General features: G+C 71.3%; 15 protein-coding genes. 7 read left to right on the top strand and 8 right to left on the bottom strand.

Going from position 1 to position 14831, the window contains the following annotated elements:
* Window positions 1–42: 42 nt before the first annotated feature.
* The 6 genes from rpsB to LH62_RS19110 form a co-directional block, all read right to left on the bottom strand.
* A complete protein-coding gene (rpsB, locus tag LH62_RS19130; protein ID WP_043363655.1) occupies window positions 43–882 on the bottom strand; it encodes a 30S ribosomal protein S2 in 840 nt (279 codons plus the stop codon).
* A gap of 187 nt (window positions 883–1069) precedes the next feature.
* Entirely contained in the window at window positions 1070–1192 is a 123-nt protein-coding gene (locus LH62_RS32425) for a hypothetical protein (protein WP_255360003.1), read from the bottom strand.
* A gap of 13 nt (window positions 1193–1205) precedes the next feature.
* Window positions 1206–2639: an ABC transporter substrate-binding protein gene (locus tag LH62_RS19125; protein ID WP_052214699.1), complete on the bottom strand. Its 1434-nt coding sequence runs from the start codon at window positions 2637–2639 to the stop codon at window positions 1206–1208.
* 149 nt (window positions 2640–2788) lie between these two features.
* Window positions 2789–3745 (bottom strand): isopenicillin N synthase family oxygenase, encoded by a 957-nt coding sequence (locus tag LH62_RS19120; protein ID WP_052214698.1) that lies wholly within the window; start codon window positions 3743–3745, stop codon window positions 2789–2791.
* Between the two features lie 82 nt (window positions 3746–3827).
* A complete protein-coding gene (gene pyk / locus LH62_RS19115; protein WP_043366173.1) occupies window positions 3828–5261 on the bottom strand; it encodes a pyruvate kinase in 1434 nt (477 codons plus the stop codon).
* A 277-nt stretch (window positions 5262–5538) separates the two neighbouring features.
* Window positions 5539–6837 carry a glycerate kinase gene (locus tag LH62_RS19110; protein ID WP_043363654.1) on the bottom strand — a complete coding sequence of 433 codons (1299 nt, stop codon included), beginning with the start codon at window positions 6835–6837 and terminating at the stop codon, window positions 5539–5541.
* 71 nt (window positions 6838–6908) lie between these two features.
* Here LH62_RS19110 and LH62_RS19105 point away from each other — a divergent pair, with 71 nt between their 5' ends.
* The 3 genes from LH62_RS19105 to LH62_RS32090 all read left to right on the top strand — a co-directional run bounded on the left by LH62_RS19105 (window position 6909) and on the right by LH62_RS32090 (window position 10631).
* Window positions 6909–7217: a DUF1244 domain-containing protein gene (locus LH62_RS19105; RefSeq protein WP_043363653.1), complete on the top strand. Its 309-nt coding sequence runs from the start codon at window positions 6909–6911 to the stop codon at window positions 7215–7217.
* Window positions 7218–7384: 167 nt separating this feature from the next.
* Entirely contained in the window at window positions 7385–7690 is a 306-nt protein-coding gene (locus tag LH62_RS19100; protein WP_043334855.1) for a DUF2312 domain-containing protein, read from the top strand.
* Between the two features lie 163 nt (window positions 7691–7853).
* Entirely contained in the window at window positions 7854–10631 is a 2778-nt protein-coding gene (locus LH62_RS32090) for a PAS domain-containing sensor histidine kinase (protein ID WP_236552578.1), read from the top strand.
* 217 nt (window positions 10632–10848) lie between these two features.
* On the opposite strand, the gene LH62_RS19090 is transcribed toward LH62_RS32090, so the two are convergent.
* Entirely contained in the window at window positions 10849–11412 is a 564-nt protein-coding gene (locus LH62_RS19090; protein ID WP_144404539.1) for a tetratricopeptide repeat protein, read from the bottom strand.
* Complete coding sequence (locus LH62_RS19085; RefSeq protein ID WP_082012874.1) at window positions 11412–11894, bottom strand: Fur family transcriptional regulator; 483 nt, start codon at window positions 11892–11894, stop codon at window positions 11412–11414. The genes LH62_RS19090 and LH62_RS19085 overlap by 1 nt, the downstream gene beginning before the upstream one ends.
* 69 nt (window positions 11895–11963) lie before the next feature.
* On the opposite strand from LH62_RS19085, the gene hisI reads away from it, so the two are divergent.
* Genes hisI through LH62_RS19065 form a run of 4 tightly spaced genes read left to right on the top strand, consistent with a single transcriptional unit; the run spans window position 11964 to window position 14807 of the window.
* On the top strand, window positions 11964–12353 hold the full coding sequence (gene hisI / locus LH62_RS19080; protein ID WP_043363651.1) for a phosphoribosyl-AMP cyclohydrolase: 390 nt from the start codon (window positions 11964–11966) through the stop codon (window positions 12351–12353).
* Entirely contained in the window at window positions 12350–13363 is a 1014-nt protein-coding gene (locus tag LH62_RS19075) for a GTP-binding protein (protein ID WP_043363650.1), read from the top strand. The genes hisI and LH62_RS19075 overlap by 4 nt, the downstream gene beginning before the upstream one ends.
* Window positions 13360–13944 carry a GNAT family N-acetyltransferase gene (locus LH62_RS19070; RefSeq protein WP_043363649.1) on the top strand — a complete coding sequence of 195 codons (585 nt, stop codon included), beginning with the start codon at window positions 13360–13362 and terminating at the stop codon, window positions 13942–13944. Before LH62_RS19075 ends, LH62_RS19070 begins: the two co-directional genes overlap by 4 nt.
* Window positions 13941–14807, top strand: coding sequence for a carbon-nitrogen hydrolase family protein (locus LH62_RS19065; RefSeq protein ID WP_043363648.1), 867 nt, complete (start codon window positions 13941–13943; stop codon window positions 14805–14807). Before LH62_RS19070 ends, LH62_RS19065 begins: the two co-directional genes overlap by 4 nt.
* The last annotated feature ends 24 nt before the right edge of the window (window positions 14808–14831 follow it).

The raw sequence follows: 14831 nt of genomic DNA, 5'->3' as shown, positions 1-14831 counted from the left end.
AGATCAGTCCAATACGGCCCCGCCCTGAGGCGGGACAATCATTCAGGCCTGCGCGGCAGGCTGCTCGGCCGGGGCTTCCTCGGCCGCGGCGGCCGCGGTGAACTCCTGCGGCGTCGCTTCCTCGGCGGCGGCGGTCAGCGCCTCGTCCTCGGGCAGCTCCTCGACGGCGCCCATGTCGACGCCCGAGGCCTGCAGCCCGGCCGAGATGCCGTCGATGACGGCACCGGCGATCAGGTCGCAGTAGAGGTTGATCGCGCGGATCGCGTCGTCATTGCCCGGGATCGGGAAGGCGACGCCCTGCGGATCGGCATTGCTGTCGACCACGGCGATGACGGGGATGCCGAGCTTGTTGGCCTCCTCGATCGCCAGCTTCTCCTTCACCACGTCGATGACGAAGATGATGTCGGGCAAGCCGCCCATCTCCTTGATGCCGCCGAGCGCGCGGTCGAGCTTCTCCTTCTCGCGCGTCAGCATCAGAATCTCTTTCTTGGTGAGACCCGTGATGTTGCCGCCGAGCTGCTCCTCCATCTGCTTCAGGCGCTTGATGGAGCCGGTGATGGTCTTCCAGTTCGTCAGCATGCCGCCAAGCCAGCGGTGGTTGACGTAGTACTGGCCGCAGCGGGTCGCTGCCTCGGCCACATACTCGGCCGCCGCCTTCTTGGTGCCGACGAAAAGCACGCGGCCGCCGGCCGCCACCACGTCGCGCACGGCGCGCAGCGCGCGGTCGAGCATCGGGACGGTCTGCTGCAGGTCGAGGATGTGGACCTGGTTGCGGACGCCGAAGATGTAGGGCGCCATCCGCGGGTTCCAGCGCCGCGTATGGTGGCCGAAATGCACGCCTGCCTCAAGCAGCAGGCGAAGGGAAACCTGGGGCATCGCCATCGGGCGAAATCCTTCCTGTCAGTCCGGTTGAGCCTCCGCGGCGCCTTCCCGGGAAAAACCCCGGGACCGGACCCTGCCGTGCGGGAAGGGCGCGCCGCGTGTGAATTTGCCGCGCCGGGTCAGGCCCGCCCGCGACGGGGCGCCATATGGCATGGCAACCGCCCCGCGGCAAGGCCCGGGGCAGACGTCAGCGGCGCTCCACCCCCCAGAAGACCGGGAAGCTGAACGGGACTACCCCGCGCAGCTCGGCCCGCCAGGCCGGCGGTCCCGAGAACTGGCCACCGGGGACGAAGGTGACGGCGTCGTGCACCGTCGCCTGCAACTCATCGGCCAGCGCCCGGGCCGCCTCGGGCGTCGCCGCTTCGGAGTAGCGGGCGGTCAGGCCAGCGAGGCGCGGGTCGCAGTACCAGCCGGGATAGTCGACGCAGTTGTAGGCGATCAGGGGATTGGCCAGCGGGTTCGCCAGGTCGACCCCGTTGAAGACGATGGGCGCCACAGACCACCCCCCCCTGCTCCAGCGGCGCCCGGCTGAGGCGCCGCTGCGCGACCGTCGCGTAATCGGTGCTGCGCAGATCGACGGTCAATCCCGCTCGCCGCATCTGGTCGGCCATGACGAGGCCGATCGGGTTGAGCAGCGCCGAGGCCGCGGCATGCAGGAAGACCACCGGCTCGCCCCGGTAGCCGCTGGCCCGCAGCAGGGCCCTCGCCCGTTCCGCCGAGGCGGTGCGCAGCCCCTCCGTCCCTGCGTCAGTCGTCCCGGCGGCGTTGCACATGTAGATCGAGCCGCACCAGGGCACGACCATGTCGTCCGGCAGGCCCATCGCCGCCATGACCTCCGGCTGCACGATCGCCGCCTGCAGGGCGCGGCGGATGGCGGGATCGTTGAGGGGCGGCACCGCATGGTTGACGTTCAGCACGGCATAGAACTGGTCGATGCCGCGCGGCTGGCCGACCACGACGTTCCGGTTCCGCCGCATCCGGGCGATGTAGTCGAAGGGCAGGATCTCGAGGAAGTCCAGTTCCCCCGATTCCAGCGCGGCGGCGCGGGTGGCCTGGTCGGTGATGCTGACCAGCTCGATCCGCTCCATCCGCGCCACCTTGCCGCCGGCCAGCGCCGAAGGCGGCTCCTCCCGCGGCCGGTAGCGCGGGTTGCGGACGAAGCTGGCCCGCTCGCCCGGCCGCCATTCGGCCTGCAGGAAGCGGTAGGGGCCGGAGCCGACGATCTCCGGCACCGGCAGGTTCGGGTCATGCGCCGCAAGGCGCGCCGGCATCATCACCGGGATGGTATGCCCGGCCTTGCCAAGCGCCTCGATGACGAAGGCGAAGGGGCGGTTGAGCCGGATCTCGAAGCGCCTGGCATCCACCACGCGCATCTCGCGCGTCGCCGCCATGAGCTGGCCGCCGAGCGCCTCCCGCTTCGCCCAACGGCGGATGGAGGCGACGCAATCCTCGGCCGTCACCGGCTGGCCGTCGCTCCATTCCAGCCCTTCGCGCAGGGTGAAGGCATAGGTCAGCCGGTCCGGGCTGATTTGCCAGCCCTCGAGCATCTGCGGCCGGTACTGTCCCTCGGCATCCAGGCTGACCAGGGTGTCGAAGACGAGGTAGGCGAAGACCCGCGTGGCATTGATGGTGGTGAGAAGCCGATCGAGGACCTGCAACTCGGTGTTCAGCGAGACGCGCAGCGTGCTGCGGCGGTCCTGCGCCAGGGCGGCGCAGGGCAGCAGCAGGAGCAGCAGGGCAAGACGGCACAGCCTCATTGACGCTCTCCAGGGGCGTTGGGCCGTGGCTGGCTGTTCTTGGCCGCACCGGACTACGATCCGCGATCACCCGAGCGGCTCGCAGTCCGGCTTTCTGTTCTGCCGCATGGGTCATGCCTCGGGCCATTCCGGCCTTCGGCGATCATGCGCTACTCCGCTGCGGCGGCGGCACCCTTGCGGAAGTGGTTGTAGTTCTGCCCACGGAACCAGGCCATGTAGTCGCCCACCGTCTGCGCCGGGAAGCGCGGCGGATTGGCCTCGCTGACGCAGGTCGGAAGCGCCTCGATCATCGTCTCGGGATCGGGGTGGAAGAAGTAGGGAATGGCGTAGCGCGGCGCATCCATCGTGTTGAAGGCGCGGTGCGGCGTGGACAGGAAGCGCCCGTTGGTCCAGCGGTTCAGCACGTCGCCGGTGTTGACCACGAAGGTCTGCGGGATCACCGGCGCCGAGATCCACTCGCCCGCCTGGGTGCGGATCTGCAGGCCCGGCACCGGATTCTGCGCCAGCAGCGTGAAGAAGCTGGAATCCGTATGCGGCGCGATGCCGTACTCATCCGAGCCGTAGGCGACCGGCGGGTAATGCGTCAGCCGCAGCGAACTGAGCGACTTTTGGCAGAGCGGCGTGAAATAGTCCGCCGGCATGTCGAGCGCCCGGGCATAGAGCGGCAGCAGCCGCAGCGCGAGCGCCTCCAGCGCCGCGAAGTAGCGCAGCGTCACCTCGCGGAAATCGGGCATCGCCTCCGGCCAGCGATTGGCCGGCCGCGCCGGGTCGCGCTCCGGATTGACGAAGAAGGCCTCGTTCTCGTTCGGCTTGCGCACGGCGACGAGGCCGTTGGCCCGCGTCGTGCTGCTCTTGTAGGGCAGGTAGCCCTGCATGGCGTCGTCGAGCTTCACCGCCATCTTCGCCTCGAGCGGCTGGGCGTGAAAGCGCGCGGCGGCATCGAAGGTCGCATCCACCAGCGACCAGGGCACGCCATGGTTGGCGATGAAAAGGAAGCCGACCGTCTCGCAGATATGGCGCAGCCGGGCGGCGGCGGCCTCCAGCGCGCCGGGCTCGCCGGCGAAGGCGGGACCGAGATCGAGAAGGGGGATGGCGGCATCGGACATCGGGTATTCCTTTTGCGCTGCGGCGGTCCGTCCCGGCGCCAGCATGCGACAGCGGGCAGGCGCGGTCAAACCGCGCCGGCGGCTATTTCACCGCGGCCACCCGCAGCGCATTGGTCGTGCCCGGCGTGGCGAAGGGGACGCCGGCCGTCACCACCACCTCCTGCCCGGGCACGGCGAAACCCTCGGCCTGCGCGGCGCGCAGCGCCTTCGCCACCATGTCGCTCATCGAATGCGGCTCCTGCGAGACCAACGGATGCACACCCCAGACGACGGCCAGCCGCCGCGCGCTCGCCATGCTGGCGGTGAGGCCAAGGATCGGGCAGTCCGGCCGCTCCCGCGCCACACGGAGCGTCGTCGATCCGGTCGAGGTGAAGGTGGCGATCACCTGGGCCTTGATCGTATGAGCTACCTGCCGCGCCGCCGCAGCGATGGCGCCAGCACTGTTCGCCTCTGGCTCGGGCCGCGAAGTGTCGGTGAGCGAGCGCCAATCCGGGTCCTGTTCCACCCGTGCGACGATTCGGTCCATCATGTTGACCGCCTCGAAGGGATACTGGCCCGCCGCCGTCTCGGCCGAAAGCATCACCGCATCCGCCCCGTCGAACACGGCGGTGGCGACGTCCGAGGCCTCGGCCCGGGTCGGCGCCGGGGCGGAGATCATGCTTTCCAGCATCTGCGTGGCAACGACCACTGGCCGGCCCAGCGCCCGCGCCGCGCGGACGATGCGCTTCTGCACCAGCGGCACCTCCTCCGGCGGCAGCTCGACGCCGAGGTCACCGCGCGCCACCATCACGCAATCGGCGAGGGCGATGATGGCATCGAGGTTCTCGACCGCCTGCGGCTTCTCCATCTTGACCATGACGAGGGCGCGGCCGGCGCAAATCGCCTTGGTCTCGGCCACATCCTCCGGCCGCTGGACGAAGCTGAGGCCGATATACTCGACGCCCCGGTCGAGCACGAAGGCGAGGTCCTCCCGGTCCTTCTCGGTCAGTGCCGGGATCGGCAGCGCCACGTCGGGGACGTTCACGCCCTTGCGGTCGGACAGCGGTCCGCCGACCACGATCTCGGTCTCCAGATGGTCCTCGCGCACGCGCGTGACGCGCAGCCGCAGCTTGCCGTCGTCGAGCAGCAGGCTGGTGCCGATCTGCGCGGCCTTGATGATCTCCGGATGCGGCAGCTGCACCCGCCGCACATCGCCCGGGCTGGGGCTGAGATCGAGGCGGAAGGGCTGGCCGGTCTGCAGCTGCACCCGCCCACCCTGGAAGCGCCCGACCCGCAGCTTCGGCCCCTGCACGTCGGCGAGGATGCCGATCGGCCGCCCCACCTTCCCCTCCAGCGCCCGGATGATCGAGATGCGCTCGGCATGGTCGGCGTGCGACCCGTGGGAGAAGTTCAGCCGGAACACATCCGCCCCCGCCCGGTAGAGCCGTTCGATCACCTCGGGCGTGGAGCTGGCCGGGCCGAGGGTCGCGACGATCTTGGTGCGGCGGCGGCGGCGCAGCGGAATGCGGGTGGCCATGCGGGGCGTGTTCCATTCGAGCGGGGTCTTGTGGAGGTCCGGCCGCAGCCGGTGCGGCGGCAGGTCGAGCAGGCGGGAAAGGTCGGCAACCCGCTCCGCGGGCACGCGCTGCCACTGCGACACGGCAGCGGGGGAGATGCCGAGGGCCGTCGCGATGCGGGTCACGGCGCCGCGCCGGGACAGGATGTCTTCCAGTTCTGGGTCGCGCATCGGGGCAACTTAGGGATTTTAAGCTGCCCCGCCCATAGCCATCGCCGCCTTAAATTTGAAGGCTAGATTAAGTTACCAGGATCGCCCGGACATCGTTGACGTTGGTCAGTGTCGGTCCGGTGACGATGAGGTCTCCGAGCGTCGCGAAGACCCCGTAGCTGTCATGCCCCGCCAACATCGCCCTCGGATCGAGCCCCGCCGCCCGCGCCCGCGCCAGCGTATCCGGCGCGGCGATGGCCCCCGCCGCGTCGGACCGGCCGTCGATTCCGTCCGTATCCGCCATCAGCGCCCAGACACCGGGATGCCCCTCCAGCGCCAGCGCCAGGCCGAGCAGCCCCTCCATGCTCCGCCCGCCCCGCCCGGAGGCGCCCGCCGGCAGCGTCACCGTCGTCTCCCCGCCGGAGAGGATCAGCGCCGGCCGCCCGACCGGCAACCCATGCGCCGCGCTGCTGCGGGCGATGCCGGCCAGCACCTTGCCAAGCTGGGCGGCCTCGCCCTCCAGCGCATCGCCGAGGATCAGCGGCGCGAGGCCCAGCGCCTCCGCCTCCCGCGCCATGGCCCGGAGCGCCATCAGCGGCGTGGCGATCATCCGGAGTTCTGCACCCGCGAGGCGCGGGTCGCCCGGCTTCGGGCTCTCCTCACGCGCCTCCGCCAGATGCCGCGTCACGGCGGGCGGCAGCCGCATGCCGTAATGCGCGACCAGCGCCCGCGCCTCGGCGAAGCTGGTGGGGTCCGGCACGGTCGGGCCGGAGGCGATCACCGCGGGGTCGTCGCCCGGCACGTCGGAGATCGCGAGCGTCACGACCCGCGCCGGATGCGCCGCCGCCGCCACCCGCCCGCCGGAGAATGCCGAGAGGTGCTTGCGGATGCAGTTCATTTCCTGGATCGGCGCGCCCGAGCGCAGCAGCTCCCGGTTCACCGCCACGAGGTCGTCGAGGGAGAGGCCCTCCGCCGGCAGGGTCGAGAGCGAGGAGCCGCCGCCCGAGACCAGGAACAGCACCAGATCCTCGACCGTGAGCCCCCGCAGCAGCCCGAGCATCTCCGCCGCCGCCGCCGCCCCAGCCGCATCCGGCACCGGATGGCTGCCGAAGCGCACCGCGATCCGCCGCCCCTGTGGCGGGTCCGGCACATCGGCCCCATGCGTTGCGATGACCAGGCCCGAGAGCGCCCGATCCGGCCAGGCCCGCTCCACCGCGAGCGCCATCTTCGCCGCCGCCTTGCCGACGCCGATGACGATGCAGCGGCCCCGCGGCGCCTCCGGCAGATGCGCCGGCAGCGCCGTCAGTGGGTCGGCCGCCGCGAGCGCCGCCTGGAACACCCGGTGCAGCGCCGCCCGCGCCCGCGGATCGTCGAAGCCAGACGCCATGCCTTCACCCCTCCCCTTTGCCTCGGCGCCAGTATGGACCATCTAGGGCCCTGACCGAGAGGGAGAGCCCCATGCCCGACATCGACCCCGCCACCCGCACCGAACTCGAGGCCGCCGCCTTCCGTCGCCTGGTGGAGCACCTCCGCGAGCGGACCGACGTGCAGAACATCGACCTGATGAACCTCGCCGGCTTCTGCCGGAACTGCCTCAGCAAGTGGTACCGCGCCGCCGCCGAGGAGAAGGGCATCCCGCTGGCCGACCCCGAGGCGCGGGAGATCATCTATGGCATGCCCTACAAGGAGTGGCAGGCGAAGCATCAGGTTGAGGCCAGCGCGGCACAGAAGGCGCAGTTCGCCGCCTCCAACCCCGGCCACGGCTGATCGTCGTTGCTGCCCAGCCGCGGGCGCGGTAGGAGCGTGGGCAGCGGGGGCCGGTCTGGCCGGCCGCATGAAACACGCGACAAAACAACGGACTAGACCGTGTTTCTCGCTTCCCTTGGCGGCGATCATGGTCTAGGAGCGCCGCCCGCCCTGGAGCTAGGCAGCAGATGAGCGACATCGACTACGAGGACGAAGCCCGCGCCAGCCGCGCCCGCCAGGAAGCCGATCCGGACCCGGAGGTGGGCGGCATCGCCGTCGACCGGCTGCGCTCGATCATCGAGCGGATCGAGCGGCTGGAGGAGGAGCGCAAGGCGCTCGCCAACGACATCAAGGACATCTACGCCGAGGCCAAGTCGGCCGGCTTCGACGTCAAGGTGGTCCGCACGCTGATCTCGCTGCGGAAGAAGGAGCCGGCCGAGGTGGAGGAGCAGGAGACGCTGCTCGACCTCTACAAGCGCGCCCTTGGCATGTGATAGGGCGTGCCACTTGCGGTTCAGGATTCCGTAACGAACTGAGCTCCGGTGCCGCCGGGCGAGCCTGTCCGGTGGCTGCGTCCCGTCTTGCGAGGCCGTGCTGACCGAGTATCCCGAGACCATGGCGCCTGCGCTGCCCGCCTTTCTGTCGGGAGGCGGGCGCATGGGCGCCCTGATGCGCAGCCTCGACTGGTCGCAATCCCCGCTCGGCCCGCCGGAGGGGTGGCCCGCCTCGCTGCGCACCGTGGTCGGGCTGATGCTCGCCTCGCGCTTCCCGATGTTCGTCGCCTGGGGGCCGCAGCTCGGCTTCCTTTACAATGACGGCTACGAGCCGATCCTCGGGGCCAAGCATCCGCGCGCCATGGGCCGGCCCTTCCAGGAGGTCTGGGCCGAGATCTGGCCGGACATCCTGCCGCTGGTCGACCGGGCGCTGGCCGGCGAGGCCACCTGGGCCGAGGACATGCATCTCGTCATGCAGCGGCACGGCTACCCCGAGGATACCTGGTACACCTTCTCCTACAGCCCCGTCCGCGACGAGGACGGGACCGTCGCCGGCATGTTCTGCGTCTGCACCGAGACCTCCGGCCGGATTCTCGCCGACCGCCGGCGCGCCGCGGCGGAGGCGGCGCTGCGAGAGAGCGAAGCCCGCTTCCGCACCATGGCGGACCATGCGCCGGTGATGATCTGGACCACGGAGCCGGACGGCCATTGCAGCTACCTCAACAGCCGCTGGTATGAGTTCACCGGACAGGCGCCGGGCTCCGGCGAGGGCTTCGGCTGGCTCGACACCTCGCATCCCGAAGACCGGCCGCGCGTCGAGGCCAGCTTTCGCCAGGCCAATGCCGCGCGGCAGGCGTTCCAGGCGGATTACCGGCTGCGCCGGGCGGATGGCAGCCTCGCCTGGGTGCTCGACACGGCCGTCCCCCGGTTCGGCGAGCGGGGCGAATATCTGGGCTTCATCGGCTCCGTCATCGACATCTCCGAGCGCCAGCGGGCCGCCGCCGCGGTGGCGGAGAGCGAGGCCCGCTTCCGCGCCCTGATCGAGGCCTCGGCCCAGATCGTCTGGACCGCCGACGCCAGCGGCACCGTGTCGCTGGACTCCCCATCCTGGTGCGCCTTCACGGGCCAGAGCCAAGCCGAGCTGTCCCGCCTCGGCTGGCTGGCCGCCATCCATCCCGACGACAGGGCCGGGGCCGAGGCCCGGTGGCGCGAGAGCGTCGCCACCCACAGCCCCTACGAGATCGAATACCGCCTCCGCCACCACGGGGGTGGCTGGCGATGGACCCTCGCCCGCAGCGTGCCGTTGCTCGATGCCGGGGGGCGGACGCAGTCCTGGGTCGGCATGAATATCGATGTGGAGGACCAGCGCCAAGCCGAGGCAGCGCTTCGCGCGCTGAACGCTGAGCTGGAGGCCCGGGTCGGGGAGCGGACGCGCGAGCGCGACCGGATGTGGCGCCTTTCGCAGGACCTGATGCTGGTGGCCCAGTTCGACGGCACCATCACCTCCGTCAACCCGGCCTGGGAGCGGCTGCTCGGCCAGGACGCCGCAACGTTGCTCGGCGCCCGCTTCCTCGACTTGGTCCACCCGGAGGACAGGGCGGCGACCCTTGGCCAGATCGGCAGCCTGGCCGATGGCCTCGCTACCCTCCGCTTCGAGAATCGCTACCGCCATGCCGATGGCGGCTGGCGCTGGATCTCCTGGACCGCGGTGCCGGCCGAAGGGCAGATCCATGCCGTCGGCCGCGACGTCACTGCCGAGAAGGAGGCTGCCGCGGCGCTGGCTGCCGCCGAGGACCAGCTGCGCCAGGCACAGAAGATGGAAGCGGTCGGCCAGCTGACCGGCGGCATCGCGCATGACTTCAACAACCTGCTGACCGGCATCATCGGCTCCCTCGCCCTGCTGAAGAAGCGGGTCGCCGAAGGCCGCATCGCCGAAACCGGCCGCTACGTCGCCGCCGCCACGGAATCGGCCGAGCGGGCGGCGGCGCTGACCCAGCGGCTCCTCGCCTTCGCCCGCCGCCAGCCGCTTGACCCGCGCCCCGTCGACGCCGCCGCCCTGATCTGCTCCATGGAGGAGCTGCTGCGGCGAACCCTGGGCGAGGCCATCACCCTCTCGATCGAGATCGCACCCGACCTTCCGGCCACGCTCTGCGACCCGAACCAGCTCGAGAACGCCATCCTCAACCTTGTCATCAATGCCCGCGACGCGATGCCGGGCGGCGGCCGGCTGACCATCGCCGCCGCCGAGGCCCGGCTGGACACGGGCGAGGAGGCGCCGCCCGGCGACTACGTCGCCATCACCGTCTGCGATACCGGCATCGGCATGCCGCCAGCGGTCGCGGCGCGGGCCTTCGACCCCTTCTTCACCACCAAGCCGACCGGCCAGGGCACCGGGCTCGGCCTGTCGATGATCTACGGCTTCGTCCGTCAGTCGGGCGGCACCGTCGGCATCCGCACGGCGCCGGGCGTGGGCACCACCGTTCGGCTCTGCCTGCCCCGCCATGCCGGCGCCGCCAGCGGCACCCCGCGGGCCGGACCGCGCCCTGGCCTGGCCGACGCACCGTCGGCCCGCACCGGAGAGACCGTGCTGGTGGTGGAGGATGAGCCGGTGGTGCGCAGCGTGCTGATCGAGGTGCTGCACGACCTCGGCTACCATGCGCTGGAAGCGTTCGACGGGCGTGAGGCGCTCCGCCTGTTGCGCGGCGACTGGCAACTCGACCTGATGGTCACCGATGTCGGCCTGCCGGGCGGGATGAACGGCCGGCAACTCGCCGATCTGGCGCGGGAGCAGCGGCCCGGGCTGAAGGTGCTCTTCGTCACCGGCTATGCCGATGCGGCTGGGCTCTCGGGCGAAGTCCTGGCGCCGGGCATGGCGCTGATCGCCAAACCTTTCGAAGCAGGCAACCTTGCCTCCCGGATCCGCGCCCTCATCGAGGGCTGACGGTCAGCGGAACTGGGTCAGGGCCGCCGCCGCAGCCACCAGGCCAAAGGCCCAGGGCAGCATGGAGATCAGTTCGTTCATGGCCACTCGCCCTTGATTCGTCCGCCCGCACCGCTGGGCAGGGAAGATTGCAGGTTTGCAATCTAGAATCTGGGAAGATGACATTCCACTCATCATTCCGCCTTGCTGCTATGCAGCAATGGAATGGCCTTCACGCTCAAGTGGCCTCGCCCTCGGCCCTCCGCCGCTGCTCGCGGAGCCTTGCCGCCCCGCCCGGCATCTTCGGGTTGATGGCGAGCGCAGCGGTCAGGCTGCGCAACGCACCGCGGGCATCCCCTGCCCCATCTTGGACCGTGGCGAGGGCGAGCAGCGCGGGCCAGTGCCGCGGCTCCAGCCGCAGCACCTCTTGCAGGTCGCGCGCCGCCGCCGCCCCGTCGCCGGCGGCGAGATAGGCCTGGGCCCGGAGGAACCAAGCCTCTGCGAAATCCGGCGCCAGGGTGATGGCGGCGTCGCAGTCCTCCAGGGCCTCGTTCGGCAGGCGGGCCTCCAGGTTGCGGGCGCCGCGGCGGAGCAGCAGCACCACCGAGGGGCTGGCCGCCTGCGCCCAGAGCGCCCGGATGCGCCCCTCGACCAGCGCCGCCCCGCCTTCGTCCGGTGCGGTGCGCAGCGCGTCGAAGGCACGGTCGAGCTCCGCCTTGCGCGCTTCGGGCCCTGGCCGGGGTGGCGCCTGCGCCAGGGCCGTGGCGGGCAGCAGCAGGGAGGCGAGCAGGCGCCGCCGCATCAGCCGGCGGCGTCGCGGCAGGCGGCACAAAGCCCCTCCGCCTCCACCGTGCTGCGCGCCAGCGCGAAGCCGGCCGCAGCCGCAGCTCGGTTGAGGGCGAGGGCGACGCCCGGGTCGCTGATCTCCGTCGCCCCACCGCACTGGGCGCAGATAAGGAACTGGTGCGGATGGTCATGCGCCGCGCCGCAACCGCAATCCTCGGGGTGGTCCTCCACCTCGGCGCAGCCGATGAAGGCGCCGAGCCGCTCCACCTTGTGGATCAGCCCATGCTCCACCAGGAAGTCGAGGGCACGGTAGACGGTCGGCGGCGCGGCGCCGGCGCGGCTCGCCTTCAGCCGGTCGAGCAGCGCATAGGCGCCGACCGGCTGGCCACTTTCCAGCACCAGCCGCAGCACCTGCCGCCGCAGCGCGGTGAGCTGAGCCCCGCGCCGGGCGCAGAGGGAGGCGGCGCGGTCGAGGCTCGCCTCCAGGGCGTCGGGCATGGGCTCCTCCATCCAGGCATCTTGCCCTTATATAGGGGAATGAGCAGCCCTCCGAAGAGCCCCGAGCCGATGCCCGGCCTCCCCCTGCTGGATTCGATCCGCTTCGACCAGCGCGGCCTCGTCCCGGCCATCGCCCAGCAGCACGACACCGGCGAGGTGCTGATGCTCGCCTGGATGAACCGCGCCGCCGTCGAGGAGACGCTGGCGACCGGCCGCGCCTGCTACTTCTCCCGCTCGCGGGACGCACTCTGGCGCAAGGGGGAAACATCGGGCCAGGTGCAGCGGCTGGTCGATATCCGCCTCGATTGCGACGGCGATGCGGTGCTGCTGCTGGTCGACCAGACCGGCGTCGCCTGCCACACCGGGCGGCGGAGCTGCTTCTACTTCGCGCCGCGCGATGGCGTGCTGGCCGAGCTGACCCGGCCGGAGGTCTCGCCCGAGGCGCTCTACGGCGCATGAGCACGATACCGGTCACCGTCCTCACGGGCTTCCTCGGCGCCGGCAAGACGACGCTGCTCAACCGCCTGCTGCGCGACCCGGCGCTGGCCGGGACGGCCGTGCTGGTGAACGAGTTCGGCGAGATCGGGATCGACCACCTCCTCGTCGAGCGGCTCGACGGCGATACCGTGTTGCTCAATGCCGGCTGCCTCTGCTGCACCGTGCGCGGCGACCTGGTGCGGGCGCTGCGCGACCTCGCGGGCCGCGACATCCGCCGCGTCGTGGTGGAAACCACCGGCCTCGCCGACCCGGCGCCCATTCTGCAGACGCTGATGGCCGAGCCATCGCTGGCCGCCCGCTACCGGCTCGACGGCGTCGTCACGCTGGTCGACGCGGTGGCCGGCATGGCGACGCTCGACGCGCAGATGGAGGCGGTGAAGCAGGCCGCCGTCGCGGACCGCCTCGTCCTGACCAAGGCCGACCTCGCCGCGCCGGAGGCGGTGGCGGCGCTGGAGGCGAGGCTGCGCGCCCTCAACCCCGGCGCGCCGCTGCTGCGGCCCGATGCGCCGGCCGCGGCGCTGCTCGATTGCGGCCTCTACGACCCGGCTGGGAAGCACCCCGATGTGCGCCGCTGGCTGGATGCCGAGGCCTTCACCGGCCACCACCACCATCATCATCATCACGACGTTAGCCGGCACGATGCCCGCATCCATTCCTTCTGCCTCACCTTTGACGAGCCGCTGCCCTGGGACGGGCTTGCCACCTGGATCGACGTGCTGACCACGACGCGGGGCGAGAGCCTGCTGAGGCTCAAGGGCATCCTCAACCTCGAGGGCGAGGAGCGACCGGTCGCCATCCATGGCGTGCAGGGCCTCTTCCACCCGCCGGTGATGCTTGAACGCTGGCCAGATGGGGATGACCGGCGCTCGCGCCTCGTGTTCATCCTGCGCGACCTCGACCGGGCGGTGGTGGAGAACGGCCTCCGTGCCTTCGCCGAGAGCGCGCGGCGGGAGCGCGAGGTGCTCGGATGAGGCTCGAGACCCTGGAGGGCTCCGCGGCGCGGGCGGCGCTGCCGGCGCTGACGCGGCTGCGCATCACGGTCTTCGCCGAGTGGCCCTACCTCTACGATGGCGATGCAGGGCAGGAGGAAGCCTATCTGGCGACGCTCGTCGGGGGGCGGGACGCGGCGGTCGTCATCGCCTGGGACGGCGCGGAGCCGGTCGGCATGGCGACCTGCCAGCCCATGCGCGATTCCTATGCGACGGTGCGGGAGGCCTTTTGCCGGCGCGGGCTGGATCCGGCGCGCTTCTGCTATTTCGGTGAGAGCGTGCTGCTGCCGGCATTCCGCGGCCAGGGCATCGGAGTCGGCTTCTTCCACGCGCGGGAGGCGCATGCGCGGCGGGTCGGGCTTGGGGCCACGGCCTTCTGCTCCGTGGTGCGCAATGCCAACGACCCCCGGCAGCCGCGCGACCATGTGCCGCTCGATGGGTTCTGGCGGCGGCGCGGCTATGCGCCGCGGCCCGACCTTTCCTGCATCTTTCACTGGCGCGAGCACGGCGATGCGGCTGAGACGCCGCATGCGCTCGGCTTCTGGGTGAAGGACCCTCTGTGACGCTGCTCCGCCTCGGCACCCTCGCCTGGCCCGTGGGTCGGCCGGCGGGGATCGAGGGCTATGCGGCCCGGCTCGATGCCTTCGTCGCCGAGGCAGCGGGGCGGGCCGATCTGCTGCTGATGCCCGAATATGCGCCGATGGAGATCGTGGGCGGCGAAGCGGATGCCGCCGCCGAACTGCGTGCCATGGTCGGGATCGCGCCGGCGGTGGTGGAGGCGATGCGCGCCATAGCGCGGCGGCACGGCGTTTGGATGGTGCCGGGCAGCCTGCCGATGGAAGCGGGCGGGCGGGTGGTGAACCGGGCGCCGCTGATCGCCCCGGACGGACGGCTCGCCTTCCAGGACAAGCGGATCATGACGCGCTTCGAGGCGGAGAGCTGGGGCGTCTCGGCCGGTGCCGGGCCGGTGGTCTTCGGCACGCCCTGGGGCACCATCGGGCTTTCCATCTGCTACGATGCCGAATTCCCCAAGCATGTGCGGGCCCAGGTGGAGGCCGGAGCCTGGCTGGTGCTGGTGCCGGCCTGCACCGACAGCCTGCATGGCTACAACCGCGTCCGCCTCTCCGCCCAGGCGCGGGCGTTGGAGAATCAGTGCGTGGTCGCCGTTGCACCGACCGTGGGGCTGGCGCCCTGGTCGGCGTCGCTCGATGAGAATCACGGCGCGGCCTCCGTGCATGGGCCGGTGGACCGGGGCTTCCCCGCGGACGGGGTGCTGGCGGCCGGGGCGATGGATGCGCCGGGCTGGGTCTTCTGCCCGCTCGACCCCGGCGCGATCGAGCGGGTGCGGCGGGAGGGGGCAGTGCTCAACCACCGGGACTGGCCGAAAGGGCCGGTCGAGCCCCCTGCACTCGCGGTGCTGGCATGAGGCGCGGCCGCCTCATGCCTCCGG

This window comes from Belnapia sp. F-4-1 (assembly GCF_000802185.1).
Classification (GTDB): Bacteria; Pseudomonadota; Alphaproteobacteria; order Acetobacterales; family Acetobacteraceae; genus Belnapia.
This window is presented reverse-complemented; position numbering and strand designations above follow the sequence as displayed.

Excerpts from the sequence above, each read along its gene's own strand:
- rpsB (WP_043363655.1), bottom strand. The coding sequence starts at position 882 with ATGGCGATGCCCCAGGTTTCCCTTCGCCTGCTGCTTGAGGCAGGCGTG.
- LH62_RS19125 (WP_052214699.1), bottom strand. The coding sequence starts at position 2,639 with ATGAGGCTGTGCCGTCTTGCCCTGCTGCTCCTGCTGCTGCCCTGCGCC.
- LH62_RS19120 (WP_052214698.1), bottom strand. The coding sequence starts at position 3,745 with ATGTCCGATGCCGCCATCCCCCTTCTCGATCTCGGTCCCGCCTTCGCC.
- pyk (WP_043366173.1), bottom strand. The coding sequence starts at position 5,261 with ATGGCCACCCGCATTCCGCTGCGCCGCCGCCGCCGCACCAAGATCGTC.
- LH62_RS19110 (WP_043363654.1), bottom strand. The coding sequence starts at position 6,837 with ATGGCGTCTGGCTTCGACGATCCGCGGGCGCGGGCGGCGCTGCACCGG.
- LH62_RS19105 (WP_043363653.1), top strand. The coding sequence starts at position 6,909 with ATGCCCGACATCGACCCCGCCACCCGCACCGAACTCGAGGCCGCCGCC.
- LH62_RS19100 (WP_043334855.1), top strand. The coding sequence starts at position 7,385 with ATGAGCGACATCGACTACGAGGACGAAGCCCGCGCCAGCCGCGCCCGC.
- LH62_RS32090 (WP_236552578.1), top strand. The coding sequence starts at position 7,854 with ATGGGCGCCCTGATGCGCAGCCTCGACTGGTCGCAATCCCCGCTCGGC.
- LH62_RS19090 (WP_144404539.1), bottom strand. The coding sequence starts at position 11,412 with ATGCGGCGGCGCCTGCTCGCCTCCCTGCTGCTGCCCGCCACGGCCCTG.
- LH62_RS19085 (WP_082012874.1), bottom strand. The coding sequence starts at position 11,894 with ATGCCCGACGCCCTGGAGGCGAGCCTCGACCGCGCCGCCTCCCTCTGC.
- hisI (WP_043363651.1), top strand. The coding sequence starts at position 11,964 with ATGCCCGGCCTCCCCCTGCTGGATTCGATCCGCTTCGACCAGCGCGGC.
- LH62_RS19075 (WP_043363650.1), top strand. The coding sequence starts at position 12,350 with ATGAGCACGATACCGGTCACCGTCCTCACGGGCTTCCTCGGCGCCGGC.
- LH62_RS19070 (WP_043363649.1), top strand. The coding sequence starts at position 13,360 with ATGAGGCTCGAGACCCTGGAGGGCTCCGCGGCGCGGGCGGCGCTGCCG.